The 25,663-nt window shown below is 62.3% G+C and carries 21 protein-coding genes and 4 pseudogenes; 12 read left to right on the top strand and 13 right to left on the bottom strand.

Features of this window, described 5'->3' with window-relative positions:
* Window positions 1-95: 95 nt before the first annotated feature.
* The 3 genes and pseudogenes from ACTGJ9_RS11760 to ACTGJ9_RS11750 form a co-directional block, all read left to right on the top strand.
* A pseudogene (locus tag ACTGJ9_RS11760) lies at window positions 96-695 on the top strand (LabA-like NYN domain-containing protein); the annotation flags it as partial.
* A gap of 787 nt (window positions 696-1,482) precedes the next feature.
* Entirely contained in the window at window positions 1,483-2,271 is a 789-nt protein-coding gene (locus ACTGJ9_RS11755; RefSeq protein WP_027520179.1) for an alpha/beta fold hydrolase, read from the top strand.
* Window positions 2,272-3,420, top strand: a complete 1,149-nt coding sequence (locus tag ACTGJ9_RS11750) for a PAS domain-containing sensor histidine kinase (RefSeq protein ID WP_456677176.1) — start codon at window positions 2,272-2,274, stop codon at window positions 3,418-3,420.
* A gap of 155 nt (window positions 3,421-3,575) precedes the next feature.
* On the opposite strand, the gene ACTGJ9_RS11745 is transcribed toward ACTGJ9_RS11750, so the two are convergent.
* Together ACTGJ9_RS11745 and ACTGJ9_RS11740 are read right to left on the bottom strand one after the other, a co-directional pair.
* On the bottom strand, window positions 3,576-3,800 hold the full coding sequence (locus tag ACTGJ9_RS11745) for a hypothetical protein (protein WP_051448451.1): 225 nt from the start codon (window positions 3,798-3,800) through the stop codon (window positions 3,576-3,578).
* A 97-nt stretch (window positions 3,801-3,897) separates the two neighbouring features.
* A pseudogene (locus ACTGJ9_RS11740) lies at window positions 3,898-4,245 on the bottom strand (transposase); the annotation flags it as partial.
* Between the two features lie 698 nt (window positions 4,246-4,943).
* On the opposite strand from ACTGJ9_RS11740, the pseudogene ACTGJ9_RS11735 reads away from it, so the two are divergent.
* From ACTGJ9_RS11735 to ACTGJ9_RS11705, 7 genes and pseudogenes are all read left to right on the top strand, one after another.
* Window positions 4,944-5,396, top strand: a pseudogene (locus ACTGJ9_RS11735) (IS110 family RNA-guided transposase); the annotation flags it as partial.
* Between the two features lie 669 nt (window positions 5,397-6,065).
* Window positions 6,066-6,941 (top strand): tyrosine-type recombinase/integrase, encoded by an 876-nt coding sequence (locus ACTGJ9_RS11730; protein WP_456673554.1) that lies wholly within the window; start codon window positions 6,066-6,068, stop codon window positions 6,939-6,941.
* A gap of 10 nt (window positions 6,942-6,951) precedes the next feature.
* Complete coding sequence (locus ACTGJ9_RS11725; RefSeq protein ID WP_456673553.1) at window positions 6,952-8,151, top strand: IS91 family transposase; 1,200 nt, start codon at window positions 6,952-6,954, stop codon at window positions 8,149-8,151.
* A gap of 422 nt (window positions 8,152-8,573) precedes the next feature.
* Window positions 8,574-8,963: a dodecin family protein gene (locus ACTGJ9_RS11720; protein WP_456677175.1), complete on the top strand. Its 390-nt coding sequence runs from the start codon at window positions 8,574-8,576 to the stop codon at window positions 8,961-8,963.
* Between the two features lie 31 nt (window positions 8,964-8,994).
* Window positions 8,995-9,306, top strand: a complete 312-nt coding sequence (locus tag ACTGJ9_RS11715; protein ID WP_027520182.1) for a hypothetical protein — start codon at window positions 8,995-8,997, stop codon at window positions 9,304-9,306.
* Between the two features lie 87 nt (window positions 9,307-9,393).
* Complete coding sequence (locus ACTGJ9_RS11710; RefSeq protein WP_198034902.1) at window positions 9,394-9,564, top strand: hypothetical protein; 171 nt, start codon at window positions 9,394-9,396, stop codon at window positions 9,562-9,564.
* The gene (locus ACTGJ9_RS11705; RefSeq protein WP_369721251.1) at window positions 9,482-9,931 is read left to right on the top strand and encodes a GcrA family cell cycle regulator; all 450 of its coding nucleotides are present in this window, start codon (window positions 9,482-9,484) and stop codon (window positions 9,929-9,931) included. The genes ACTGJ9_RS11710 and ACTGJ9_RS11705 overlap by 83 nt, the downstream gene beginning before the upstream one ends.
* Window positions 9,932-10,493: 562 nt before the next feature.
* Here ACTGJ9_RS11705 and ACTGJ9_RS11700 read toward each other — a convergent pair.
* From ACTGJ9_RS11700 to ACTGJ9_RS11660, 9 genes are all read right to left on the bottom strand, one after another.
* Entirely contained in the window at window positions 10,494-10,667 is a 174-nt protein-coding gene (locus ACTGJ9_RS11700; RefSeq protein WP_198034903.1) for a hypothetical protein, read from the bottom strand.
* A 645-nt stretch (window positions 10,668-11,312) separates the two neighbouring features.
* Window positions 11,313-11,840 carry a DUF3455 domain-containing protein gene (locus ACTGJ9_RS11695; RefSeq protein WP_035969062.1) on the bottom strand — a complete coding sequence of 176 codons (528 nt, stop codon included), beginning with the start codon at window positions 11,838-11,840 and terminating at the stop codon, window positions 11,313-11,315.
* A gap of 65 nt (window positions 11,841-11,905) precedes the next feature.
* Entirely contained in the window at window positions 11,906-13,357 is a 1,452-nt protein-coding gene (locus ACTGJ9_RS11690) for an HlyD family type I secretion periplasmic adaptor subunit (RefSeq protein ID WP_456677174.1), read from the bottom strand.
* A complete protein-coding gene (locus tag ACTGJ9_RS11685) occupies window positions 13,344-15,485 on the bottom strand; it encodes a type I secretion system permease/ATPase (RefSeq protein ID WP_456677173.1) in 2,142 nt (713 codons plus the stop codon). The genes ACTGJ9_RS11690 and ACTGJ9_RS11685 overlap by 14 nt, the downstream gene beginning before the upstream one ends.
* 29 nt (window positions 15,486-15,514) lie before the next feature.
* Window positions 15,515-15,751 carry a hypothetical protein gene (locus ACTGJ9_RS11680; RefSeq protein WP_456678503.1) on the bottom strand — a complete coding sequence of 79 codons (237 nt, stop codon included), beginning with the start codon at window positions 15,749-15,751 and terminating at the stop codon, window positions 15,515-15,517.
* Window positions 15,751-18,351 (bottom strand): beta strand repeat-containing protein, encoded by a 2,601-nt coding sequence (locus ACTGJ9_RS11675; RefSeq protein ID WP_456677172.1) that lies wholly within the window; start codon window positions 18,349-18,351, stop codon window positions 15,751-15,753. Before ACTGJ9_RS11675 ends, ACTGJ9_RS11680 begins: the two co-directional genes overlap by 1 nt.
* 144 nt (window positions 18,352-18,495) lie before the next feature.
* Window positions 18,496-18,684: a hypothetical protein gene (locus tag ACTGJ9_RS11670; RefSeq protein ID WP_456677171.1), complete on the bottom strand. Its 189-nt coding sequence runs from the start codon at window positions 18,682-18,684 to the stop codon at window positions 18,496-18,498.
* Between the two features lie 100 nt (window positions 18,685-18,784).
* Entirely contained in the window at window positions 18,785-21,250 is a 2,466-nt protein-coding gene (locus tag ACTGJ9_RS11665) for a two-component system VirA-like sensor kinase (protein WP_456677170.1), read from the bottom strand.
* A complete protein-coding gene (locus tag ACTGJ9_RS11660; RefSeq protein ID WP_456678502.1) occupies window positions 21,247-22,056 on the bottom strand; it encodes a cytochrome-c peroxidase in 810 nt (269 codons plus the stop codon). Before ACTGJ9_RS11660 ends, ACTGJ9_RS11665 begins: the two co-directional genes overlap by 4 nt.
* Window positions 22,057-22,244: 188 nt before the next feature.
* On the opposite strand from ACTGJ9_RS11660, the gene ACTGJ9_RS11655 reads away from it, so the two are divergent.
* Window positions 22,245-23,009 (top strand): response regulator, encoded by a 765-nt coding sequence (locus ACTGJ9_RS11655; RefSeq protein ID WP_051448454.1) that lies wholly within the window; start codon window positions 22,245-22,247, stop codon window positions 23,007-23,009.
* Between the two features lie 241 nt (window positions 23,010-23,250).
* Here the strand turns inward: ACTGJ9_RS11655 and ACTGJ9_RS11650 are convergent, their stop codons facing one another.
* Together ACTGJ9_RS11650 and ACTGJ9_RS11645 are read right to left on the bottom strand one after the other, a co-directional pair.
* Window positions 23,251-23,406 (bottom strand): hypothetical protein, encoded by a 156-nt coding sequence (locus ACTGJ9_RS11650; protein WP_456677169.1) that lies wholly within the window; start codon window positions 23,404-23,406, stop codon window positions 23,251-23,253.
* 293 nt (window positions 23,407-23,699) lie between these two features.
* On the bottom strand, window positions 23,700-24,068 hold the full coding sequence (locus ACTGJ9_RS11645; RefSeq protein ID WP_456677168.1) for a hypothetical protein: 369 nt from the start codon (window positions 24,066-24,068) through the stop codon (window positions 23,700-23,702).
* Between the two features lie 99 nt (window positions 24,069-24,167).
* Between ACTGJ9_RS11645 and istA the strand changes: the two are divergent.
* Window positions 24,168-25,658 (top strand): annotated as a pseudogene (istA, locus tag ACTGJ9_RS11640) (IS21 family transposase); the annotation flags it as partial.
* Between the last annotated feature and the right edge of the window lie 5 nt (window positions 25,659-25,663).

The following is a 25,663-nucleotide window of genomic DNA, read 5'->3' as shown; positions in this document are numbered from 1 at the left end:
GGCCAAGGCCGTCCCGTACCCCAACTCCCATCGCTTGAGCAAACCATTCGCCGGACGGGAGCGATGCTTCCGATCGGATCATTCAGGCTGCCCACATGTCGCCTTCGCCCAGTAGGATCGCTCTTTTCATCGACGGCGCCAATCTTCACGCCACCTCCAGGACGCTTGGCTTCGACGTCGACTACCGGCGCCTTCTGAACGAATTCCAGAGCCGGGGTACCCTGCTTCGCGCCTTCTACTACTCGGCCATCGTGGAGGATGAGGAATTCTCCTCGATCCGGCCGCTGCTGGATTGGGTCGATTACAACGGCTACACCGTCGTGACGAAGCCCACCAAGGAATTCGTCGATCCCTCTGGACGGCGCAAGGTCAAGGGCAACATGAACATCGAGCTCGCGGTCGATGCCATGGAGCTCGCCGGCAATCTCGACGAGATGGTCCTGTTTTCCGGGGACGGCGATTTCCGCTCCTTGGTCGAGGCCGTCCAGCGTCGTGGCGTCCGGGTCACGGTGGTCTCGACCATGGCCAGCCGGCCGCCGATGATCGCCGACGAGCTGCGCCGCCGGGCGGACGTGTTCACCGACATGGTGGAGCTGCAAGCCAAGATAGGCCGGGACGTGTCCGAGCGCGCGCCAGCCCGCGAGCGCGGCGACGTCCGTGGTACGCCGCTGCGGCGCAGTACGACCGCGGCGCCGCCCGTGCGGAACCCGACGAACTCATTCCGTAGGTCATGGAGCTCACCAGCCCTGCGCGCGAAATCGCAGGGCGCTTCTTGGGCGCCCCTTTCCGCACTCGACCGAGCTTCGATCAGGAACTCTTCGCGCCGCTCTCCTGGCTCGGCCTCCTGTTCGGCTGCGATGGCCACATCGTGGGCGCCTCGCCCAGGGCCCTGCGACCGACCTGCTTCAGGTTCGACATCGCGGTCTCGCCACGGGTCGCGGCTTTGAGGATTTTCGAGGCGACGTGCGTGCGAGCGGTGGTCTCACGGCGGCAAACGTTCTGGCAGACCTCCTCGAGAACTGCGGGCAGCGGCGCGGTGGTTTCGGCATCGAAGATCGGAGATCTCCCCCAGCGATGCAGCCATGACGCCTAGAATTTCCCAACCTGAGATTCACGCAAGTTATGGCGACCAAAAATCCGCAGGGCGACTAAAGCCGACCGAAATGAGGTGGCCCCGATTCTTGGGGGCTGGGGCTTGGCCGCGCCAGGATGGAGCTCGCTCGTGTCGCGCGTGAGAACGATCCAACTTGCTTGATCCTTTACGTGTCCGGAGATAGCGCGCATCGGTGGTCCGTCAAGGGCGTGCCGCAAAGCGTCATGTTGGCCAAACCCTTTGGGCCCGTGCAATCGGTGGAGGCCACGTCAGGTCTCCTCACCCGCCTGCGTTCGTTCCCATCCTAGAAAAACGAATGCGCTGCGGCCACTTTGGCCCTAAGCTGCCTCAAAATAATAATCCACGCCCCACGCGAAAGGGTGGTCTAGGTGTCCGTCGAATTCCGAAATAACGTGCAGGTCCGCGGCCGCGGTGAGCGGGCCATGATGTTCGCCCACGGCTTCGGGTGCGACCAGAACATGTGGCGCTTCGTGGCGCCGCCGTTCGAGTCGGATTTCACCACGGTGCTATTCGACCACGTCGGAGCCGGCCGTTCGGACCTCACCGCTTACGACCATCGAAAGTATTCGACGCTGTCCGGCTACGCCGATGACGTCGTCGAGATCGGCCGCTCGCTGCGCCTGAAGGATGCCGTATTCGTGGGGCATTCCGTCAGTGCGATGATCGGAGTGCTTGCCGCGGTCAACGATCCGACACTCTTCGAAAGCTTGGTGCTGGTGGGGCCTTCGGCGCGCTACATCGACGATGGCGACTATGTCGGTGGCTTCAGCGCGCAGCAGATCGAAGAGCTTCTTTCGTTTCTGGAGGAGAACCACATGGGATGGTCGGCGCAGATGGCTCCTGCCATCATGGGCAACCCCGACCGGCCTGAGCTTGGCGCGGAACTAACCAACAGCTTCTGCCGTACTGACCCCGCCATCGCCAAGGAATTCGCCCGGGTCACCTTCCTCTCCGACAACCGCGCAGACCTGTCCAAGGTCAAAGCGCGCACGCTGATTCTCCAGTGCAGCGAAGACATCATCGCTGGGCAGCAGGTCGGTGCATACGTCCAACGCAACATCCCGAATAGCGAACTGGTCGTTCTGAAGGCGACCGGCCACTGCCCGAACCTGAGCGCCCCCAAAGAGGTCGTCGCCGCAATCCGAGATTTCGTCTGAGTGAATAACAATCATCCTGCCGATACCGATTTCGAAGACCTCTACGAAAACGCGCCCTGCGGGTACCTCTCCGTTCGTCCGGATGGCCGCATCGATCGTGCCAATCGGACTCTTGCGGACTGGACGGGCTACGCGCCAGATGACCTGCCCGGGATGCGGCTGAGCGATCTCCTGAACATGGCGGGGCGCATATTCCTGGAGACGCACGTGGCTCCGTTGTTGCGCATGCAGGGCTTCTTCGACGAGTTCGCGCTCGATCTCCTTACCAAGAGTGGTGCACGGTTGCCGGCGATCGCCAACGCCCGTGAGCGGCGGACCGATGCCGATGCGCTCCTGTTCACGCGTCTTACGATCATGCGGGCTGCCGACCGGCGCCGGTTTGAGCGCGGGCTGATCGACGCCCGAAAGGAAAGCGAGGAGCTCAAGACGGCTCTGGAAGAGCGCCTGCGACAGGAGCGTGAAAATGCCGAACTGCGCGAGCAGTTCATCGCCGTCCTCGGCCATGACCTGCGTAATCCGCTCGCATCGATCGCGGCCGGCGCACGTCTGATGCTCAAGGCCGAGACGCCGGAGGACGCGCTCCGGCTCGAGGCCATGATGCAGAGCAGCGTGGGCCGCATGGCCAAAATGATCGAAAGCGTCATGGACCTGGCTCGGGGCCGCCTCGGGGGAGGAATTTCGCTGTCGAAGGCCATCACCGCCATCGAGCCCGTGCTCGACCACGTCGTGGCGGAACTGGCCGCGGCCCATCCGGATCGCAGCATCGAGACTCATTTCGAGGTCGAGACACCGGTCTTCTGCGATCCGGCCCGCATCGCCCAGTTGCTCTCTAACTTGCTCGGCAATGCAATCAGTCACGGGGCACCGGACCGGCCTGTGCGTGTCGATTCAAGTGCCGGCGGAGGACACTTCGAGCTCTCGGTGGCTAACAGCGGGGTGGCCATTCCGGAAGAGGCGCGCAAGCGCCTGTTTCAGCCGTTCTATCGGGGAGAGGCGCACGGGCCCTCGCAAGGGCTCGGACTTGGCCTCTACATCGCAGCCGAGATTGCCAGGGCCCATAGTGGCTCGATCGAGGTTACTTCGTCCGAAGCGGAGACCAGGTTCACGTTCCGCATGCCGCTCCAATGGGAGGGGGCGCTGCGCCCCTAGCCGTCAGGAGCGGTCGCACCGCGAGAAGACTGGGCCAGCCCGCCTAGGCGGCGCGAATAGCCCGGAGTACCAGGCCCTCTGCAGCTGATTGGCCCCTGCTTAGCGAGGACGGTGACTTCGGCGCTTTGGGGGCGTCCGGCGCAGACAGGCGATGCTCAGCAATCAGACAGACACTCCGGGCAGGTATCGCCGATGGAGCCAAGGACGCCGTGGATCTCGGCGGCGGCCTGCGCCGGGGACGAACTCTCGGGCGGATCGCGCCTGGCGATATCGAAGGCCCGTTCGCGCGCGTGCGGATCGGCGCGGTCCTTCGCCCAGCCGTGCTCCTCGCATTCGTGGATGGCGCCGGCCATCACGCAGCCTGCGCTGAACCTGCTAATGTACCGACTCCAGGGGCGCGTCTACGACCACACGGTTAAGCAGCAGGCCTGCTCGAAAGGGGAAACCTAAACCGCGCCCGAAGAAGGAGCGCCCCAATTTGCCATTGTCCTTGCGGAAGTCAGCGATCGTCTTGAAATCCGGCGTCAGCTGACCGGTCAACCAAATCATCTCGATATTGCGCTGGCATTCCCGCTCCAAGCGCCGGCTCGACGGAACTCGATTGAGATAGCCGTAGATGTAAAGCTTGAGCATCGTACCGGGGTGATAGCTGGGTCGGCCCGTGTCGAATGGCTGGACGCCGATGAACCCGAGCTTGCCGAGATCGAGACTCTCGACGAACACGTCGACCGCTCGCACTGGATTATCCACGGTCACATAGTCATCGAGCGATGCCGGAAACAGCATGCTCTGCCCGCTATCCACCCCTTCAACAAAGCGCTTCATCGGACCTCCCCGCAAGTGCGGGGAATCCTATCGCGCGAATCACCGGAAACAGAACGCTTTCACACGGCCTGGGCCAAGAGCCGACGTTAGCCAGCGCGTTGATCAGTTTTTGAAGTTTTGGCTTTCGCCACGGGCTCCGCTATCCAGCACCGGGAGCCGAGGCAATTAGTAGGAGCGCCAGGAGCGCGAAAGCTTGGTGGCAGCGCGTATAAGAATGGTGACGTTGCTTCTTTGGAGGCCACGACGCCGTACGCCGACGTGACGATCAGGTCGACTTTCCGTCGCGCGAGTTCAGCCGCATATTCCGTAGTTCGCTGAACGTCGCCCGCTGCCCACCTATACTCGATCGTGACGTTCCGTCCATCTATCCACCCAAGTCTGACAAGCGCTGGGTGAATGCGGCTACCCATGCACCATGGGAGGATTGTGTTCCTGCCAACAGAAAACCAATCACGGGTCGCTTTGCAGGCTGTTGTGCGTTGCTTCTAATCGGCCGAGCGGCTGCTGCGCCCACGAGAAGAGTTAGAAATTGCCGTCGCCTCATCTGACGTCTCATCGCGTGAGAATTGCTTACCTTAGCACATAAAATCCAGGAGTTCGTGCGGACAGCGCGAAAGGCGTGACAGAAAAAGGCGAAAGATTATAGCAGGTTGCCAGCCCCCTAATGGGATGGTCCGGCCGTGCTCCTGCCCCGCCCCGGCGAGATCGAGGCACTGGCCCGTCAAGATCAGGCCTGTTCGCGCCTGATGACGGTGCCTGGCATCGGGCCGATCATTTCGAGTGCCATGGTGGCGGCTATCGGCACTGGAGACGTCTTCTCCAAAGGCCGCGACTTCGGCGCCTGGCTTGGACTGGTGCCCAAGCAGATCTCGACGGGAGATCGCACGATCCTCGGCAAAATCTCGAGGCGCGGCAATCGCTACCCGCGCGTTCTGTTCGTACAGGCGGCATGGGTTGTGCTGGTCAGGATAAAGAACTGGGAACGTTACGGGCTCAAATCCTGGATCGAAGCCGCCAAGAGGCGGTTGCACCACAACGTGCTGGCGATCGCGCTCGCCAACAAGCTTGCCCGCATCGCCTGGGCGGTGCTGGCTAAAGGACGCGCCTTCGAACTGACGAGGACCGACGATGCAGGCGTCCAACCCGCTTGATCCTCGCGCCGTGCTCGGCGCGGTCAAGGCGCAGCCTGGCCACGCCGGAGCCAGCCGCAAGCCAAGCGCCGGCCGGCCTTGACCGCCCCTGCGCGCGACGCGATCGACGCTCTGCGGGCCGGGACGAAGGAACGGCCCTTGGCTCGAACAAAGGAACTGCGCGATATGAGGAGCAGGCGATGACGTAACCCTATCAACAGTTTCCAGCCGAGGTCTGCGAGAGGATGAGACGAGATGGAGATTCGGTCTTCCCGGCGCATGCGAACACTGGTGACCCGAATAGCTCGATCGAGGCCTGTCCATTAATGAGAACGCACGCGCACGCGCTGATAGCCATGATGGCCCCGGAGCACGACACGCTCCAATCAGAGGCCGGATATAGATTGATGCAAGACCGCTCACCGCCAATCCGACGAAATCTTCTTGCTACGCACGGCCGGACCATACATTGGGTCAAACAGAAAAGTGACAGCCAATCGGACCCGTTTCCGTCTGCACGCCATGAGCGGACATGATGGCGCTGCTCGGCAGGTTAGCTGCGGCCACAGGACTAAACCGCTCGCGCGGTAGGGCACGACGGCCGGCAGCACGGCTGAGGGATAGCGCAACGAGGCGTCCTGTCTTGAGATGAGGGGTTGCAACAACCTCACTCAAGACAGGAGCATCCCCATGACCGACGAGGCAATGAGCCCGTTGCGCCGGCGCATGATCGAAGACATGACGATCCGCAGGCTGGCCCCGAAGACCCAACATGACTACGTGCAAAGGGTCAAGAACTTCGCCGCATTTCTCGAGCGCTCGCCGGATACGGCGAGCTTCGAAGACGTGCGCCGCTATCAGCTGCACCTGGCCGCGAGCGGCGTTGGTGTGCCGACCATCAATCAGACGGTTTCGACACTGCGGTTCTTCTTCCGGGTCACGCTGAGGCGCCACGAGATCGTTGAGCATACGCATGTCATTCACGAGCCTCGCAAGCTGCCGGTGGTGCTGAGCCCCGAGGAAGTGGCGCGGCTGCTCGATGCCGCACCCGGGCTCAAATACAAGGCGGCGCTGAGCGTGGCCTACGGCGCCGGCCTGCGCGCCACCGAGGTCATCTCGCTCAAGGTCGCCGACATCGACAGCAAGCAAATGATCATTCGCGTCGAGCAGGGCAAAGGCGGCAAGGACCGTAACGTCATGCTCTCACCACTGCTGCTCGATCTGCTGCGCACCTGGTGGCGGGCGGCGCGGCCCCGGGGTTGGCTATTTCCAGGCCGCGATCCGGCCCAGCCGATGACGACACGGCAGCTCAATCGCGCCTGTCATGCCGCCGCCCAAATGGCCGAGATCCACAAGCGCGTGTCGCTGCATACCCTGAGGCACAGCTTCGCCACCCACCTCTTGGAGCAGAACATCGACGTCCGCGTGATCCAGGTGCTGCTCGGTCACGCCAAGCTCGACACCACGGCGCTCTATACCCGCGTCGCCACCAAGACGATCAGCGAGGTCATGAGCCCGCTGGAGCACATCGCGATCAAACTGAAGGAGGACCGGCCGCCCGGCTGACCTGGCGCGCATGTCGCGCCCGGCCTTGGAGGTTGCGGATATCTTCCGCGACCATGGCCCGGCATGGCGCAAAGCCCATGCCGGTCATGTCGGCCTCCAGCAATTGAAGGTGATGTCAGCAATCGAGCGCTGCCGCACGGCCGCTCTCGGCGGCCATGTCGCGCGCTGTGCGGACTGCGCCTATACCACCATCGCCTACAACTCCTGTCGCAACCGCCATTGCCCAAAGTGCCAGGGCGCCGCCGCGAAGGACTGGCTCACCGACCGCGAGGCGGAGCTGTTGCCGGTGCCGTACTATCACGTGGTGTTCACGCTCCCGGCGTCGATCGCCGACATCGCCTATCACAACAAGGCCGCCATCTACGACCTGCTGTTCAAAGCCTCGGCCGAGACCTTGACCACGATCGCGGCCGACCCAAAACACCTCGGCGCCCGCATCGGCGTCACCTCGGTTCTCCATACCTGGGGCTCGGCCATGACCCATCACCCGCACGTCCACATGATCGTGCCGGGCGGCGGCATCTCGCTCGACGGCGAGCGTTGGGTGGCGTGCCGGGTGGGCTTCTTCCTCCCCGTGCGCGTGCTCTCGCGCCTGTTCCGCCGGTTGTTGCTGGAGAAGCTGATCGCCGCCCACAACGCCGGCCGCCTCCAATTCTTCGGCAACCATGCTGCTCTCGCCGACCCGCAGGCGTTCGCAGCCTATCTGGCGCCGCTGCGCCGAGCCGAATGGGTGGTCTATGCCAAGCGCCCGTTCGGCGGGCCACAGGCTGTGCTGGCCTATCTATCGCGCTATACCCACCGCGTCGCCATCGCAAACAGCCGGCTGATCGCCTGCGACCGCACCGGCGTCACCTTCCGATGGAAGGACTATCGCGCCGAGGGTCGCGACCGCCAGAAGCTCATGACACTCTCAAGCAGCGAGTTCATCCGCCGCTTCCTCATCCACGTCCTGCCGCAAGGCTTCCACCGCATCCGTCACTACGGCCTGCTCGCCAGTGGCACCCGCGCCGATAACATCGCTCGCGCGCGTGAGCTGCTCGCCGCTGCAAATTCTGAAGGTCAGCCCATCACTGCCGCCGCCGATCAAACCAAGCCGAGCTGCCCATGCTGCGGCGGTCGCATGGTCGTCATCGAGGTCTTCGAGCGCGGTGCTACGCCACGACATCGGCCAACAGCTCCAACGAACCGCATCAGGATCGACACCTCATGACCGCGTCACAATCCCGCAAAACGGCTTATCGCGCGCGCTGCCTCTCGACCGGCCATGGCAGAGCGCGCCCAGATATCCGCCAGCCGCCGCAAATCGTCCGCCAATCCACCCCGTTCAACGCGGCAGGCCCCTCATTCATGAGCTGCTCCGCCCTCGGCCAGCTCGCCGAACCGGCTCAATTCCAATCAAACACATCATCCGCGGCACGCAAATCCCCATAGCCCACGCCGCGCCACCCACATGCCTCACCCGCGGTTTCCTCCCTTGGAGGCTTTCGGACGCCGGCCCTCGTGTGCGCGGCAACACCGTCATGGGGCCGGCATCCGAAAACCTTCACAAAAGCTGCCCTCCGGCCAAGTGCAGTTTTGTCCCTTCGCGGCTCCGGGTAGCATCCCCCGAGACGTATCCGCGTCGAGACCCTCATGCTAGATTTCCTGCGTCATACCGGACAGAATAACAACATGCCTGATAGCGTCTACAAAGTCATTGAACTGGTCGGTACAAGCGGCGACTCATGGGAGAAGGCGGCCGCGAATGCGGTCGAACAAGCTGCAAAATCTCTCCGAGATCTTCGCATTGCAGAGGTCGTCAAGCTCGATATGCAGCTGGATGACAAAGGAAAGTGGAAGCCTATCGCGCCAAGCTCAACGTATCGTTCAAGTTCGAGGGCTCCTGAGCCTCAGCACCTCGCCGCCACGTGCAGGGCGAGGAGGACCGATTGGAGAAGGCGCGCGGTGCCCGGTCCGCCCAACCGGACACTGTGGCCCATCTCGGAAGTTGGACATAGTCCGACTGGGAGCGATATGCTTTGATGCGTTGGGGCGTGTGGCTCGTGGTGGCCTCATGTACATGGTCATTCGCAAGTATACCAAGGTTCGTTCGGTGGCGGACGCCGCTCGCCGCGCCAAGAGCGGTGTCGGCCAGATCCTAAGGCAATCGCACGGATTCAGATCTTACCATGTGCTGGATGCGGGTGACGGTGTTGGCATCGCCGTGATGATGTTTGACGACCGAGAAAGCGCCAATGCAGCGAACGCCAAGATACTGGCGTTTGTTCAAGCAAGTCTACATGACCTCGACCTTGGAGTTCCCGAAATCACCACGGGCAAGGTTTTGGTGAACATAGAGCCGAATGAGTCCTCGGGGATAAAGTAGCTGAACGCTGTCATTTGCGTGGTGGATGCCACCGCCTTGCTCATGTCGTCGACTTGATGTCCCCCGTTGCGTTTGCGGAGCAGCAACATGAAGCAACACACCTCCGAAGCATTTTCCATCCCAGCGACCTACTCGACAACGTTCGTCGGCACCGCGATGCCACCAAGAGATCCCGATGAAGACGACGAGGACGAAGACGACGAAGAGGAAGATGACGCTGACGAACCGCCGGTCGTGCGCGAGCCGGATGAAGACTAGCCTAGCGTGTTCGGCAGTCCACGCTATAATATCTCGCATGGGCTGGGATGCGAAAAACATAGCGCTCCTCAACAGGCGCTGGTCCGCAGGACAGAGCGCCGCGCAGATAGCGCGTCATCTCGGGTGCAGTCGTAACGCTGTTTGCGGCATGTTGACCCGTCTGGGGCTGAAGCGTGGCCACAAGCCGCCCACGGCAACGCCCAAGATAAGGCCGCCCCTGAAGCTGAGGCCGACGTCGTCGGCAGCCTGCGCCCGTTCAGTCGCACGGAAGGTGTCGCGAAACACAGCGGAGAGGCAGCAGCCCAAGGAATTCAGCAAGCAGCAGCTCTACTCCATGCTGGCAGAGGCGGTCAGAAACACTGGTTAAGAGCTCACCACGAACGTCTGCTGGGTCAAAAAAGCGGACCACCATCCACCGGTACCCGCGCCCGCAAGGCTGGGGCGCTTGGTCATCCGAGGTTCAGGGACGAACGTCTAAGGCTGGTTAGCGGGGATGGGCTCCGCTGGAGTAGGATGGATGAAACTTACACTTGCCGCACTGACCGTTCTCGGTGGGACCGCATTCTCAATTGCAACGGCATCGGCGATGCCCGTTGCTCCGCTTGGACAATCAAACATCGCGAGCGTTGAGACAGTAGCCCTGGTGTGCGGTCGGCACGGATGCGTCCGAACCCGCCCGGTCTATCGTCCTGCCTATCGCCGCGGCGTAGTCGTCGTTCGTCGGCCCTATGCCCATCGATACTATCGGCGCTACTGAATTCCGTAAACCGCCGCACAGAAACAGGCGGCCCAACTGAGGCGGCCTTAACCTTGTGTTCCGCAGGCGGAAAGTTTGCGTTCGCAATGTGTTCCGGGCCCTGTTAGATACCTTGATCTACCTCAAGGTAAGCACAAAACGAAAACCCTGGTGGCTGTCAACCGAGGCAGGCTTACTGCCTTGTATGGCGCTTCAAAACAGCGACGCGCCGATCTCGCTGCCACAATTCCAAATCGTGGCGGTCGAGCATCTGGGTGGCTTTCGCCTTGGCTTCATCGTCGTCAGCGCAGTCGAGCTCTTGGACTCCACTGATATGTCCGTCCTGGCTGTAAGCGCGGTAGTCCATCGTGCTCGTTCCCCGTTGGGAACACCCTGTCACGCTGGAGCCGCCCGCGAACTAACATAGATCGACAGACCTAAGAGCACGCCGACTGAGGCGGTTGCGACGGAGCTTCTCGGCGATCGGGCGTGCATCCCGTCCATGTCAAGTGCGCTGTCATCCATTTTGCAACAGCAACCCGGTTCCGTTAATGGAAACAACGATTTTATGTTGCACCGGACACATGACGGAGTAGGTTTTTAGATCCCGGGGCTGGTCCATATTTCACTTGTCTATTTAACCCGGCTTTTTTTGACCTGCGCGGGCCGCAGCGATTTAACCTCCCGCTGCGGCCTTCGTATGTGCGGTTAGGCGGGCCAGCGCGAACCGACTGGCAGTGCCTTCTGTTCAGCAAGCCGCGGCCTGCCTGCGACGTGGCACTGATGCTGGAAGGGCCCGCGGCTCCGAGCGTTGGCTTAACGAAATTATCAGGATCGCCATCGCGGCACCGAGGCACAGCGCGGTAAGTCCGGCGGGCACGCCTGAGAAGGTCGGAATCGTCGCTGCACGGATTTCCGGTGCAAGCGCGGAAATTCGAGTCCCAGCTTGCAAACCGAAATGGCCTCTGCACAGTTCCTGTAGCCCCGCCCCGCTGTTGTCTGGTGCCCCCGGTCAGCTGTTGTTGCGCAAGAAAACGTAGTCAGCGGAATAGGGAACGCTGAGATAAGCGCCTGCAGTTTCACAAGGTCCTTGCGTCATGCCACCTTTGGTGTTGATGCGCTCGACCGTCGCGGCTTCGGACAGTACGCCGCTGCCGCGATGTTCAATGGTGTCAAGCCTCAGCCAGGCAATGTCGTTTGCAGTCTCGCCGGGCGCGGCGGAGACCACTCTGGCCTTCACGCCGCTGCCGTCGATGTGATCCCAACTCGGACCGGCAGAGTGCAAGCCGATCGACTTCCCGTCGGCGATGAGCGTGGCAACCGGCTCGCGAAATTGCCAGCTGAGCGCGCGAGGCTCCGACGGATATTTTTCGGACTCCGGCCGGCACTGGTAGATCTGGGCGCCCTCGGCATGAAATGTTGCGATCACTGCGCCGGCGCGCGCGACGATCGATCCAGTACTCTCCGCCGACACCTTGGCGACCAGCCAGGCACCGACGAGGCAGACCACGGCGACCGTCAGTTTTAAGACACCAATCATCGATTCTCTCCAGTTTAGATCCAAACATGGTTATGTCTCGACCTCATCCTTAACGCAGCCGGCATTCAGCGTTCGCGCAGCATCTCCTGGCGATAGCGGCGCAACGGCGACAGAAGATAGCTCAGGAGGCTCCGCGATCCGGTCTTGATCTCGACCGTCACCGCCATGCCGGGCGACAAGTTGACCATCCTGTCGTCGATCTGCATTCGGGTGCGGTCGAGCGAGATGCGCGCGCTGTAGTTCAACTCCTGACCTTTCGGCTCACTGGATTCGCTGGTAGCCGCGAGCGGCCGTTCACCGGTGCGGTCCTGGCGGTCACGAATTACGGCGTCCTGCGACACCGAAATGACCTGGCCATGCAACAGGCCATAGCGGGTGAAATTGAAGGTATCGACCTTGATCTCGGCTTGTTGTCCGGCTCGAACGAAGCCGATGTCGCTGTTTGACACCATGGCCTCGATCTCCAGCTGGCTGTCGCTCGGCACCACCACCACCAGGGGCTGCGCTGCCGTCACCACGCCCCCGACCGTGTGAACCGCGAGTTGTTGCACGACGCCGTCCACCGGGGCGGTCAACAGCTGCAGCCTGGTTCTCTGCTCCGCCTTGATCAGATCCTGGGCGAGCCCGCTGGCCTTCTGCTCGGCCTTGGCGAGTTCGTCGGACAGGGTATGCCGATATTCGGCCACGGCCTGACCGCGCGTCTCGCGAATGGCGGCAACGGCGGCTTCGGTCTCATGCAGATGGCTCTTCTGCACATTGAACTCCTCTTGTTGCTCGACCAGCAGCTGTACCACCTCGAAATAACTCAGCTTCGAGCCCAGCTCTTTCTCGACCAACGTCTTCCAGATCTCGACGCGCGACTGGATCACGGGAATGATCGTCTCGAGCTTGTGGATCGTTGCTACCGTGGTCGCCTGCTCAGCTTCCTTCTGCGCCTGTTGACGGAAAAGTGCTGCGAGTTTGGCTCGATGTTCGGTCACCTGGTTCAGCAAAAGCTGGCGTTGGGTGCCGATCAGCTCGGGCTCTGCGCCGTTCGGCGGCACAAATTCGCCCATGGGATTATCGCCGTCGGAAAGCGCCGCGCGCAATCGTGCGATGTTGAGCCGCTCGGCAAGCAGATCGTTGTGCAAGTGGTCGCGCTCGGCCTCGTTAGCCGTCGGATCGAGCTCGATCAGGACGTCGCCGGCCTTGACCGTTTGCCCATCCTGGACCCGGATCGAACGCACCACGCCGGTCTCGAACGGCTGCACGATCTTCGTGCGGCCGCTGGGGAGGATTTTTCCCGTTGCCGCCGCTACGATATCAATGGTGCCCCACCAAGCCCACAGCAGCGCCGTGCAGAACAGCACAATGATGGTGGTCGCGATGGCGCGTCCAATCGGCGACGGCGGCGTTTCCACAATCTCGAGTGCAGCCGGCAGAAATGCCAGTTCTTCGCCGCGCTGGTGTCGCGGAGACCGGAACGGGACCACGCGTGGCGTGGGCCCAGCTGGCAACACTGATTCAGTTGACTTCATGGAAGCCTCCTTGCAACCGATGCAGCGACGCATACCGGCCGCCGCTTTTGATCAATGTTTCGTGGCTGCCGTCCTCGACCAGTCGGCCCCGATCCAGCGTGACGATGCGATCCGCCGTCCGGACCGTCGAAAGCCGGTGCGCGATGACGAGCACCGTCCGCCCGTTGGCAATGGCCTTCATGTTGTGCTGAATGATGCGCTCGCTCTCATAGTCCAGAGCGCTGGTTGCCTCGTCGAAGATCAGGATCCGTGGATCGGTGACGAGCGCGCGTGCAATGGCGATGCGCTGGCGCTGACCGCCAGATAGGGTCGAGCCGCGCTCGCCGACGACGGTATCGTAGCCCTCGGCCAGTTCGAGGATGAACTCATGCGCGCCCGCCAGCCGCGCCGCAGCGATCACGCGCTCCATCGGCATCGCCGGATCCGCGAGCGCGATGTTGTCGCGGACCGAGCGGTTGAACAGCACGTTCTCCTGCAGCACTACGCCGATCTGGCGGCGCAGCCAGGCGGCATCGGCCATCGCCAGATCCATGCCGTCAACCAGCACGCGGCCTCGCTCCGGAACGTACAGCCGCTGGACCAGTTTCGCGAACGTGCTCTTGCCCGATCCCGAAGGGCCGACGATACCAATTGTCTGGCCCGCCGGCACATCGAAACAGACGTCGTGCAGAACCTCCTGTCCGTCGATGCGATAGCGGAACGAGACGTGGTCGAATTTGATATCGCCGCGGATTGCCGGCAGCCGCGCGCGACCGGGCGAGTAGGTCGGCTCGGCGGTGGTGTTGAGGATGTCGCCAAGCCGGGCGATCGACAGGCGCGCCTGGTGAAAATCCTGCCATATCTGTGCGAGACGCAGCACCGGCGCACTCACCCGACCGGCCAGGATATTGAAAGCGACGAGTTCGCCGACCGAGAGGCTGCCGTCAATCACGAGCCTGGCGCCGAAATAGAGCAGGCTCGCCATCACGATCTTGTTGACCAGCTGCACGCTCTGGCTCGCGCTGTTGCCGAGGCTCAAGACCCGGAAGCTCGCGGCCACGTAGCTGGCGAGTTGCTCTTCCCAGCGGCGCTGCATCTGCGGTTCGACCGCCATTGCTTTCAGCGTCTCGATTCCGGTGACGCTCTCGACCAGGAACGCCTGGTTCTCGGCGCCGCGGCGGAATTTCTCATCCAGCCGTCGCCTGAACAGTGGTGTCGCCCCGGCCGATATCGCGATGTAGAACGGGAACGAGCCAAGCACGATCCAGCTCAACAAGGGCGAGTAGACGAACATCACCCCGAGAAAGACAAAGGTGAAGAGCAGGTCGATGACAAGCGTCAGCGCCGAGCTGGTGAGGAAGTTGCGGATGTTTTCCAATTCACGGACCCGCGCCACCGAATCGCCGACCCGCCGCGCCTGGAAATACGCCATCGGCAAAGCCAGCAAATGGTGAAACAGCCGCGCGCCAAGTTCGACGTCGATGCGGTTCGTGGTGTGCGCGAATAGATAGGTGCGCAGGATTCCCAGCACGGTTTCGAAGACCGAGATCGTCACCAGCCCGAGCACAAGGACGTCGAGGGTGCTCAGAGAACGATGCACCAGCACCTTGTCGATGACCACCTGGAAGAACAGTGGCGAGACCAGGCCGAGCAGCTGCAGGAAGAACGACGCGACCAAGACTTCGCCCAAGAGACGTCGATATTTCTGAATCGCGGCGAGGAACCAGGTGATGTCGAACCGCCGGGTGATATCCGATAATCCGGCGCGCCGGGCCATCAGGATCAGACCACCATCCCAGACCGATACGAGTTCGTCCCGCGTCATCAACACAGGCCGGGGCGCCAGCGGCGACTGCACCAGCACCCTTTCCTCGCCTGCCTTGGCGAGGAGCAGGAATCCGCCATCGCGGAGCGATGCGATGGCGAGCAAGGGCGTGCCACCCAGCCGTGACCAATCGGTTCGGTAGGCGCGTGCCTTAAGGCCGAGATCCCTGGCGCATCGGAGCATCTCCGGTGCGCCGATCTTGTCCGTTCCGAGCCGATGCGCGATCTGCGCGGCATCGGCCGCGACGCCCTGGAGATGCAGCAGCGTCACAAGCGCCTCGAGACCTGGATCGGTCGGTGTCGGGCGGTTGGTTTCGATTTTCATGGTGCTCTCCAGGGCGAAGTGGTTTCGGCTCAGGCGGCGTGCGGCACTGCGAGCTGCGGTTGCTGGGTCGCCGAGGGAGCGGCGATCGGGACCGCATCGTGACCTTCTCCCGCCGAGACCAGGCTCGACGCCATGAACTGGCCAAGCAGGGCGGCACTCGCAGCCGGCGAGCTTGTCGCAACCGCGGCGCCTCGGCTCACCGGCGCCTGGATCTGGATGTTGTTGCCAGGTCCACCGTCGAGTACATCCTGACCTCCTCCGCCGATCAGAACGTCATCCCCGCCCCGCCGTTGAGGGTGTCGTTGCCGGCACCGCCGATCAGCACGTCATCTCCGTCGCCGCCATTGGCGATAAGCTGTACGTTGGCTGAGAGCGAGGTCCCATTGATGACATCATCGCCGCCAAGGCCGTTGATGACGAGGCGATCGGTTGACTCGAATCCGGTGATCGTCACGTCATTGGCGAGACCCGTCACCGTGACCACACCGTTGTTATCGCTGATGTTGATCACGTCGCTGGCATTGGTCGCGTTGATGACGACCGTGTCCACCTGGCCGTCGCCGACGCCACTGCCTGGCGTCGACTCCAGGTCGATGGCGACGTGGTTGACACTGGTCTTGGACAAGTCGTCCACCGTGATGGTGTCCGCGCCGCCCAGGGCGTTGACATCGATGGTCTCGATGTTGGTGAGATTCATCGTGACCTGTCCGACGTCGCGGGTGAGCGTCGCCCCTCTGCCATTGGCCGAGATCTCCATGCTCTCGTTGGCATTTGAGCCGTTGAACACGAGCGTATCGTTGCCCGCGCCGCCGTCGACCGTGTCGCTGCCGTCTCCGGGATTCCAGACGAAGGTGTCGTCGCCCGTTCCCATCGAGGCCATGTCATTCCCGCGGCCGCCGGTGACGGTGTCGTTGCCGGCGCTGCCGGTGATGATGTCGTTGCCGTCACCGCCATTGACGGTGAGGTTGACCTGCCCGGCGTGGAGCCCGGAAGCGTTGATGATGTCGTTTCCGGCACCTCCATTGACGACGAGCTGATCGAGGCCGGTGTCGGTGCCGTTGACTGTCACCTGCGCCGCCAACCCGTTGACGACCACCGATGAACCGCTGCTGGCGAGACTGATTTTGTCGTCGCCGGCGGTGCCGTTGACGTTCACGGTATCCGCAACGCCGTCGCCCTGACCGGTGCCCGGTATGCCCGACAGGTCGACCGCGACTTGCTTGGTGTCGGTTCCGGAGAGATCACCGACGTTGACGGTGTCGGCGCCCCCGAGGGTGGCGAGGTGGATGTGCTCCATGCCGCCGAGGTCCATGGTGACATTGCCCACGTCGCGGAACATCCTCACCCGCGAGCCATTGGCGGAGATGTCGATGTTCTCGTTGATGTTGGCGCCGTTGAAGACCAGCGTATCGGTGCCGGCCCCACCTTCGACAATGTCGCTGCCGTCACCTGGATTCCAGATGAAGGTATCGTTGCCGTTGCCGAGGTCGGCGACGTCGTCGCCACGGCCGCCGATCACGGTATCGTTTCCGTCACCGCCGATCAGACGGTCGGCGCCGGCGCTGCCGGTGATGTTGTCATTGCCCGCCCCGCCATCGATCACGAGCTGCACACTTCCGGCGGCAAGACCGGCTGCGCTGATGACGTCGTTGCCAGTACCGCCGTTGACGGTGAGCCGGTCGTTTGCGCCCTCCGCGCCTGTAAGGGTGACCGTCGCCGGCAAGCCGGCCACGGTGACCGAACCTCCCGTTCCAGTTATTTGAATGCTGTCATTGACCGCGGTGCCGTTGACGGTCACGGTGTCGGCTGCTCCGTCGCCTACGCCGCTGCCGGGCACTGCCGCAAGGTCGATATTGACCTGGGTAACACCGGTACCGGTGAGGTCGCCGACGGTGAGGTTGTCGGCGCCGCCGCGAGCCGCGACGTTGATATGCTCCATGCCGTTCAGATCCATGGTGACGTCGCCGACGTCGCGGGTGAGCTTGACCCGGCCGTGATTGGCCGTGATGCTCATGCTCTCACTGACGTTGGCCCCGTTGAATTGGAGCGTATCGGTGCCGTCCTGGCCTTCGACCGTGTCGCTGCCGTCGCCTGGATTCCAGACGAAAGTGTCATCGCCGCTGCCGAGGCGTGCAACGTCGTTGCCGCGGCCGCCGGTGATGACGTCATTGCCATCGCCGCCGAGCAGCGTGTCGTTTCCGTCGCCGCCGGTGATGGTGTCGTTGCCGGCGCCGCCATCGACAGTAAGGCTGATCAGGTTGGCGAGACCGTTTCCGGCGGTGAAGACGTCATCGCCGCCGTTCATGTTGAGCACGAAATTCTCGGTGGTGCCGATGTCGAGCGAAAACGGCGCCGGGCTGATGCGGTCGAAACGCACGCGGCTGCCGTTCGCGGTGAGCGTGAAGATTTCGGCCCCGTTGCCGCCATTGACTTCGGCGGTATCGTTGCCGTCGCCACCCTCCATGAGGTCGGTGCCGTCTCCCGGGTTCCAGATCATGCGATCGTTACCGGCCTGTCCAAACATCTGGTCGTTGCCGGCGCCACCGATCAGCGTGTCGTTGCCGTCGCCACCGAACAGCAGATCGTCGCCGCCTTTGCCGAGCAGCGTGTCATTGCCGGCCTGGCCGAACAGCAGGTCGTTCCCGGAGCCTCCGATCAGGGTGTCGTTGCCATCCCCGCCGAACAGCTGTACGGCGGGCATTGCACCGTTGGTTTCGTCGACTGCAATCGTGTCATTGCCGCCTTGGCCGAACAGTTGAATCAGCGTGGTGTTGGCAACCGACGGCGTGTCCCCAAGGACCGTAACCGCGCCGTTGTTGATTCTGAATCGTGCCTGCTGCGTCGCGGCTGGCGACGATGCTATCATCCAGTCCGTCTCCAATCACTGATAGCGTGCCGGTCCGAGCAGAAAAAGAGGCTGTGATCGCCATGTTGGTCGTCCTTTGAGTTGATATGTTGCGCAATACGCGTTGAAGATGATGGGTCTTTCGAAATTTTCGTCCCGAGCCTCTCAGAAGAATCCGATGCTTAGATCGAGGCCATAGAATGCAAACAGCAGCGTGACGACGACGCCGGCGCCGCAAGACATTGCGACCATTCCGAGTACATCGGCCTTAGCCTCGGTTTCAGACTCGCGGAAAAGAACGTTTTTCTGATGGGCCAGGTGTGCACCTGGCGAAACATTCGATCTCGTAGCCATTGTCACCTCCGTTAACTCTTGACCCGCGGATGCGCGGTTGCCGGGCCATCAGAAATGGCGGCCCTGCGCTACGGAAGTATTTCAGGAAACGAAAATTGCGTTACGGTTGTAACCTGGCGGGCGATCGCAGGCAGCGCGCCAATGCCGAGGCTAGCTCCGTATGCTCGAGCGGCCACCGCAGCACCTCGGAGATTCCAGAATGCGCCAGCACGTTGATGGGGACATCGACCGCGGTCGCAAGCAGTACCGGCTGCAGTGGCGATGTTTCGTGCAGGGCCAGTGCGAGATTCACGGCGGCTTCAGGCTGCGAACCCTGGCTGACCAGGATGACATCGAAGCGGCCGGGTTCGGAACGGCATGCCGCAAGGGCATCCGCCGCAAGCTCAAACCCGACCGGCTCGTAGCCCAACGCTGCGAGTTTCTCTTCATCGCGGAGCAGGCGCTCTCGCTCGGTTTCGACAATCAACACGGTCTCACCGTATCCGAGCGGCAGCCCTGACCCCCTATCCTCCGCGATCGTATCCGCCGCCACCGCAGGCAGCCAAATCTCAAATCGGCTTCCGCAACCCGGTTCGCTCTGAACGTTGATAGCTCCATCATGATCACGGACGATTTCCCGAACCGTTGCGAGACCGAGGCCAGTTCCTGCGACACGCGTCGTGAAGAACGGATCGAACATTCGTCGCGCGACGCGTTCGTCGATTCCGCGTCCTTCGTCCGTTACGGAAAGGCAAACGTAGTGGCCCGGGGAGAGTTCGCCATCATTCATAGTAACGAGAGCGGCCACGTGTTCGATCTTCGCGGCCACCCGGATGCACCCGTTGTCATCCATCGCTTGCGCGGCGTTGCTGCAAAGATTGAGGATTACCTGCTGCAGCTGTGCAGGCTCGCCGGATACTGCGACGTCAGCGGCGACGTCTTCGAACACCAGTTCAATATCCGGTGGCAGCGATGCCCGCAGCAATGAGGCAGCCTCGTCGAACAAGGTGCGCACCTCCAGTGGTCGGGCACGCCCGTCGGCCCGACGGCCGAAGGTTAGAATATTGTCGACGAGATCGCGACCGCGCTCGGCGGCCCGGCGGATCTCATCGATATGCTGGGCCGGTTTGGTACCGCGGATGAGTTGTGGCTCCACCATCTCCGAATAGCCGAGGATGGCGCCGATGATGTTGTTGAAGTTATGCGCAATCCCGCTGGCCAGTGATCCGACTACCTGCATGCGACGGGCCCGCTCCAGCCGCGTCGTGAGCTTGCCCTGCTCGCGTTCCAGAAATTCGCGCTCGAGGGCGTTGGCCACGGCATCACCAGCAAGCTGCGTGATCGGGACAGGAGAAATCTTGTTTCTTATCGGCCGGAAGCGGTCAAAACCCATGATCCCGCGTACCCGACCCGGTCGGACCAAGGGCAAACAAGCCCAGGCGCGCACGCCGGCGTTCATCAGCGCGTCCTTGACGGCACCAGCCGGCAACGCGCTCGCGTCGGCAATGGTCACACTTTCACCTGCGCCAAGCTGCTCGGCGACTGAGAGTGCCTGTCGAGGCCAGCCGGGCGGAAACGTTACTCCATCCCTTGACCATGCGTGTATCCGGACCGGCTTCTCGTCCAGAACCACATAGGCGCGATCCGCATTGACGACACGGCTAAACTCGCAAAGCACCTGCTTCAATCGCGTCCCGGTCTCGGCCGGCGAGCAGTTGATCAGACGCGTCGAATTCTCGGCGATCACGTGTTCGAACGCGGCGCGTCGGCGCAACGCAAGGGCGCGGGCACGAAGCCGAAGCCCGACGAATACCAGGACGACCACCAGCAGCAAGGATACCAAATACAACAGGAGCCTGAAGCGCTGCTCGGAGGCTTCGACAGCTGAACGGTGGTTGGAGAATACAACGCGGACCGCCTGCAGGTAGTGTCCGCCGGGCACCGCGATAAAAGCCTTCAGCGTCGCGTCGATCTCGGGCAAGAGGCCATACAGCAGCCGCGTATGCGCCAGCATCGCACGAGCGACTTCCGCGTCTGGCCCCTCGGCGGGCGCCTGTGCCGCAAACCCGTTTATCCGTTGTTGGAGCGCCTTGAGAGCGTCGGCCGACGTGTCGCGCGCGAGGTAAAGGATCGCTGCCCCCAGTTCGGCGGCCGCTGCGGCGAGATGCTCGTCGTGCACGCGGAATGCCGGACTTGTGCCCAGTAGACCGATATAGGACAGCGAGTTCTGCAGCAATGCGTTGCTGGTCTTGAATCGCTCCATCAATTCTTCCTGGCGGATAACCGCGGCTCCGAGAAGGTCAACCGGGCCGGTATCGAGACGCTCGATTTGGGCGTGGGCGCGAAGCCGGCTGACCGCCTCTTCCATGTCCCGCGCCGCGATGACGAGACTGTCATAGTCGCGCAGCAACCCGGTCCGCGCCTGCAGAACGTCTCGGTGGAGCGAGGCTTCGGCAAGCGCATAATCGTCGAACACCCGCAAGATCGCCGCATAGGCCGGCGCGTTTGAATCGATCCCACGCAGCAACAGCCAGGTCAGCAGGGTTAGCAGCAGCGAAACCCCAAGTACGCCTGGCAAATTCCTCATGGCCGCACGCTGCCGGTACCGGGCGCGGCCGGCCGCAGCTCTTGATTTCGATAGGTGCCGGTCAATGTTCTGAGGAAAGCAACGATGGCCGAGGTTTGCTGGTCTGTCAGAACGCGGTCGAGCTGGGCCACGCCCATCGCCTTCACCGCCTCGGGCAACGTCGGCGCGCTGCCATCGTGGAAATAGGGCGCCGTGGCCGCAACGTTTCGCAGGCTCGGGACCCGGAGCAGTTCGGGAGCTGGCGAGCCCAGCGGGTGAAAGACGCCGTGTCTCTGAAACAGGTTGCCGCCGACGTTGACACCTTGATGGCAAGTGACACAGCCCAGCGATTTGAACAATTGATAGCCAGACAATTCCTCTGCGCTAATCGCATCGGTTTCTCCAGTGAGCCACCGGTCGAAGCGACTGTTCGGCGTGGTAAGGGATCGCTCGTACGAGACGAGCGCATCCACTACGGCGGCAGCGTCGGGCTCCTTGCCGTAGGCATCGCGGAATTGTCTTGCGATTTCCGGGTCGTCGCGCATCCTGGCGGCGACTTCGTCCGGGCTCGACCCCATGATCGCGGGATTGCGCAGGATGTGCTCGGCCCCTTCCTCAAGCGAGCGCATGTTTCCCTCCCAGTTCAGACGAAAATTCAAGCCTGCGTTAAAGACCGTGGGCGTGTTGAGGGCCAATGTTTGCCCCTCCCGAGTGTCGCTGACGTTGGCACTGGCGCCGTTGGTTCCTATGTCGTGGCATGACGAACAACTTTGTGTGCTACTGCGAGATAGCCGTTTGTCGCTGAACAATTTCTCTCCGAGCAACACCCGCTGTAGCTCCTGGCCATGGGCAAGGGGAATTGGCGTGATCGGCTCCTGGACGGCGCCCACAGGAGGGTTTGGCGATTGAGCGGCGGCCAGTCCCGGGGTAATGAGGCAGAGATAGAGCAATGAAATTCCGCGCCAGCGGATCGAGGTCGCCAGCGCTCGGAGGATCAGCGGAAGGGTTGAGCCTGATGGGCGGTTCATCGTCGACGGACGCAGGCCTTCGCGGAAACGTTGAGCGTCAGGTGTGCGTTCTCGTCGTAGAGGACGACCCTGCCTTACAGCGCATGATCCTAAACTATTTCGGAGAGAACAACATCCGTACCCTGCTGGCGTCCAATCGCCAGGAGATGGTCGACCGGCTCGGCGATACCGAGGTTAACCTGGTGATCCTCGATCTTCGGCTCGGGCTCGAGGACGGTCTCGACCTGTTACGAGAGGTCCGGCTTGGCTCCGACGTACCGGTCATCATCATAACCGGTCACCGCCGCGATGACATCGACCGCGTGGTCGGATTGGAACTCGGTGCCGACGACTACCTGACCAAACCATTCAACCTGCGCGAATTGCTTGCGCGTGTCCGCGCGATACTGCGACGGTTCGATGCCGGAAGAGCCGCTCCGGCTCGTGCCCCCGAGCGGGGACGCTTTCGATTTTCCGGCTGGCAGCTCGACCGCAGGATCCGACAGTTGACTGACCCGGCCGGCACCCCCGTCGCTTTGACGAAGGGGGAGTATGCGATGCTGCTTGCATTTCTCGAAGCGCCACAACGTCCGCTTAGCCGCGAGCAACTGCTGCAGGCGACCCGCGTTCACGAAGATGTCTTCGATCGCAGCATTGACGTGCAGATTCTTCGATTGCGGCGCAAGCTCGAGCGTGATCCTAGTGCCCCGCGTGTGATACAGACCGAGCGCGGCGTCGGATATGTGTTCGCCGTCCCAGTGGACCGCATTTAATCGGGACAGACGGCGAAATGTGGCGGAGCTGCGCATTCACGGCCCAGCCATTAGCCCTAGCGCGGTGCGACTTCGATTTCTCGAGGCAATGGCCGTGCCGTCTGCTGGCCCGAAGTGCATCACTCGGAGATATCCCTGACCTTGATGTGTTCTTGGCGATCAGTCGCGGGCGCGGCTCGGCGACGCGCGCTCCTGCTGAACAAGGACGTGCGCGTGGGGGAAACCGTGCTGATGAGCTGAATTACGGTGCCAACATTCTTGAGCGCGTCACGAACCATTCCCAGGCGCGTGCGAACCAATGGAGGCTGAGCAGCTTGGGCTTTACGATCAGGAATAGCCGGTGAACAAAAGCCAAGCTCAACGCATAGGCCAGCACGATCATTACCGTACCAGTCACCCAGTGGTCCTCTCCGACGAGAGCCACGGCCAACAGTTTGGCGGGCTCCACCGTGCACACAGGTACGGCTAAGACGGCGAGTGACTGGTAAGGTCCAAGCTTCTCGATCCTTCGCCTGATCCGGCTGCCCCTCACGCTCGTTACTCCGTCTCCCGGGGACAAAACCGCAACCCCGATGGAGGAACTCGCCTCAATCAACAAAGGTCCCGCCGATCACGGGTTTCTCTGCGCTGGCGTTCACCAGCGAGCCGCCGGTGCCGCAGTCGTGTGATGCTGGAAGCCCAACGCATCGGTTAATCCCGATATCGGCAGAACTCGTCGCCGTTTTCATACTCGATGCAGGTTTTGACGCGAGGATAAGGCCGCATTTCTCCATGATACCGGCCTTCATACCGTCCCTCGCCGCGGCCCGGCGAAGCGTATCCAGAACCGCGGTCAATATCATCATCCTCGCGACGCCAGTTTTGGCCGATCGTTCGGTGGTCCTCGTCTTGGTCCATCATACGGCCCATCTGCCGATGCATCTGACGCATGCGATCCATATCCATGGGGTCATCGCCGCGACTTTGCCGGGTGGTCCAATCTCGATTGATGCGGGTGTCCTCAGCGCTCTGGCGGTCGCGATCCCGTGCCTGTTCTGACTGTTGCGTGTGTTTCGGCATGGAATAAGGACCCCGTTTTCGGGGTGATCGGCATCCAATCGGGACCCCGGGATAAGGGTCCACAGTGGCTTCCATCGAGTCATGGAAGCCGAGGTTGGGATGCTGGTGGTGGAGACGATTGGTAAGATCCGTCGCGCCTACTTTGTTGATGGTCGTCCGATCAAGGCGATCTGCCGAGAACTTGGCGTATCGCGGAAGGTGGTTCGCAAGGTCATTCGTTCTCAAGCGACGGAGTTCCGGTATGAGCGCGAGACGCAGCCGCTCCCGAAGATGGGTGCCTGGAGTGCCGAGCTTGACCGGTTGCTGGCAGGGAATGAGAGCAAGGCGGCGCGGGAACGGCTGACGCTGATCCGGCTATTCGAAGAGCTTCGCGGCCTGGGTTACGCCGGCGGCTATGATGCGGTTCGTCGATACGCACGACGGTGGAGCAAGGAACGCGGCAGCTCGACAGCGTCGGCCTATGTGCCGCTCAGCTTTGCACCAGGTGAAGCCTACCAGTTCGACTGGAGCCACGAGGTCGTCCTGCTGAGCGGCACCACGGTGATGGTGAAGGCTGCTCATGTCCGGCTCTGTCACAGCCGCATGCTGTTCGTGCGGGCCTATCCGCGGGAGACGCAGGAGATGGTGTTCGACGCCCACGACCGGGCGTTCGCCCTGTTCAAAGGCACCTGCACCCGCGGCATCTACGACAACATGAAGACCGCCGTAGAGACGATCTTCGTCGGTAAAGGCCGTCTCTACAATCGCCGCTTCCTGCAGATGTGCAGCCACTATCTGGTCGATCCGGTCGCCTGTACGCCAGCGTCGGGGTGGGAGAAGGGGCAGGTCGAGAACCAGGTCGGGCTGGTCCGGGAACGCTTCTTCACGCCGCGGCTGCGGTTCAAAAACCTCGACGAGTTAAACGCCTGGCTGCTCGACAAATGCATCGCCTACGCCAAGGCTCATCGTCATCCGGAGCTGGCCGATCAGACGATCTGGGACGTGTTCGAAGCCGAACGCCCCAAACTCGTTCCCTATGCCGGCCGTTTCGACGGCTTCCATGCAGTGACAGCATCTGTCTCGAAGACCTGCCTGGTGCGCTTCGACAACAACAAGTACTCGGTCGCAGCCAGCGCAGTCGGACGACCGGTCGAGGTTCAAGCCTATGCCGATCGCATCGTGATCCGTCAGGACGGCCGGATCGTTGCCGAGCATCCGCGATCCTTTGGCCGCGGCGATACCGTCTACGACCCCTGGCATTATGTGCCGGTGCTCGCTCGCAAACCCGGCGCCTTGCGCAACGGTGCTCCCTTCAAAGACTGGGTGCTGCCGGCCGCGATCGAGCGGGTCCGGCGCAAGCTGGCCAGCACTGACGATGGCAATCGGCAGATGGTCGACATCCTCAACGCGGTGCTGACTGACGGCCTGTCCGCGGTGGAAGCGGCCTGTGCCGAAGCGCTCAGTCACAGCGTCCATTCCGCCGATGTCGTTCTCAATATCCTGGCCCGTCAACGTGAACCCGCCCCACCGGCCAACATCATGATGCCGGCCGCACTGACGCTCCGTCATGCACCGATCGCCGATTGTGCACGCTACGACAACCTCCGGAGGACCAT

Origin of the sequence: Bradyrhizobium sp. RDM12 (genome assembly GCF_051917485.1) — a bacterium.
GTDB lineage: Bacteria > Pseudomonadota > Alphaproteobacteria > Rhizobiales > Xanthobacteraceae > Bradyrhizobium.
The sequence above is the reverse complement of the archived record's forward strand: the minus strand, read 5'-3'. Positions and strand labels throughout refer to the sequence as shown.

Excerpts from the sequence above, each read along its gene's own strand:
- ACTGJ9_RS11730 (WP_456673554.1), top strand. The coding sequence starts at position 6,066 with ATGACCGACGAGGCAATGAGCCCGTTGCGCCGGCGCATGATCGAAGAC.
- ACTGJ9_RS11725 (WP_456673553.1), top strand. The coding sequence starts at position 6,952 with ATGTCGCGCCCGGCCTTGGAGGTTGCGGATATCTTCCGCGACCATGGC.
- ACTGJ9_RS11720 (WP_456677175.1), top strand. The coding sequence starts at position 8,574 with ATGCTAGATTTCCTGCGTCATACCGGACAGAATAACAACATGCCTGAT.
- ACTGJ9_RS11715 (WP_027520182.1), top strand. The coding sequence starts at position 8,995 with ATGTACATGGTCATTCGCAAGTATACCAAGGTTCGTTCGGTGGCGGAC.
- ACTGJ9_RS11710 (WP_198034902.1), top strand. The coding sequence starts at position 9,394 with ATGAAGCAACACACCTCCGAAGCATTTTCCATCCCAGCGACCTACTCG.
- ACTGJ9_RS11705 (WP_369721251.1), top strand. The coding sequence starts at position 9,482 with ATGAAGACGACGAGGACGAAGACGACGAAGAGGAAGATGACGCTGACG.
- ACTGJ9_RS11700 (WP_198034903.1), bottom strand. The coding sequence starts at position 10,667 with ATGGACTACCGCGCTTACAGCCAGGACGGACATATCAGTGGAGTCCAA.
- ACTGJ9_RS11695 (WP_035969062.1), bottom strand. The coding sequence starts at position 11,840 with ATGATTGGTGTCTTAAAACTGACGGTCGCCGTGGTCTGCCTCGTCGGT.
- ACTGJ9_RS11690 (WP_456677174.1), bottom strand. The coding sequence starts at position 13,357 with ATGAAGTCAACTGAATCAGTGTTGCCAGCTGGGCCCACGCCACGCGTG.
- ACTGJ9_RS11685 (WP_456677173.1), bottom strand. The coding sequence starts at position 15,485 with ATGAAAATCGAAACCAACCGCCCGACACCGACCGATCCAGGTCTCGAG.
- ACTGJ9_RS11675 (WP_456677172.1), bottom strand. The coding sequence starts at position 18,351 with ATGATAGCATCGTCGCCAGCCGCGACGCAGCAGGCACGATTCAGAATC.
- ACTGJ9_RS11670 (WP_456677171.1), bottom strand. The coding sequence starts at position 18,684 with ATGGCTACGAGATCGAATGTTTCGCCAGGTGCACACCTGGCCCATCAG.
- ACTGJ9_RS11665 (WP_456677170.1), bottom strand. The coding sequence starts at position 21,250 with ATGAGGAATTTGCCAGGCGTACTTGGGGTTTCGCTGCTGCTAACCCTG.
- ACTGJ9_RS11655 (WP_051448454.1), top strand. The coding sequence starts at position 22,245 with ATGGGCGGTTCATCGTCGACGGACGCAGGCCTTCGCGGAAACGTTGAG.
- ACTGJ9_RS11645 (WP_456677168.1), bottom strand. The coding sequence starts at position 24,068 with ATGCCGAAACACACGCAACAGTCAGAACAGGCACGGGATCGCGACCGC.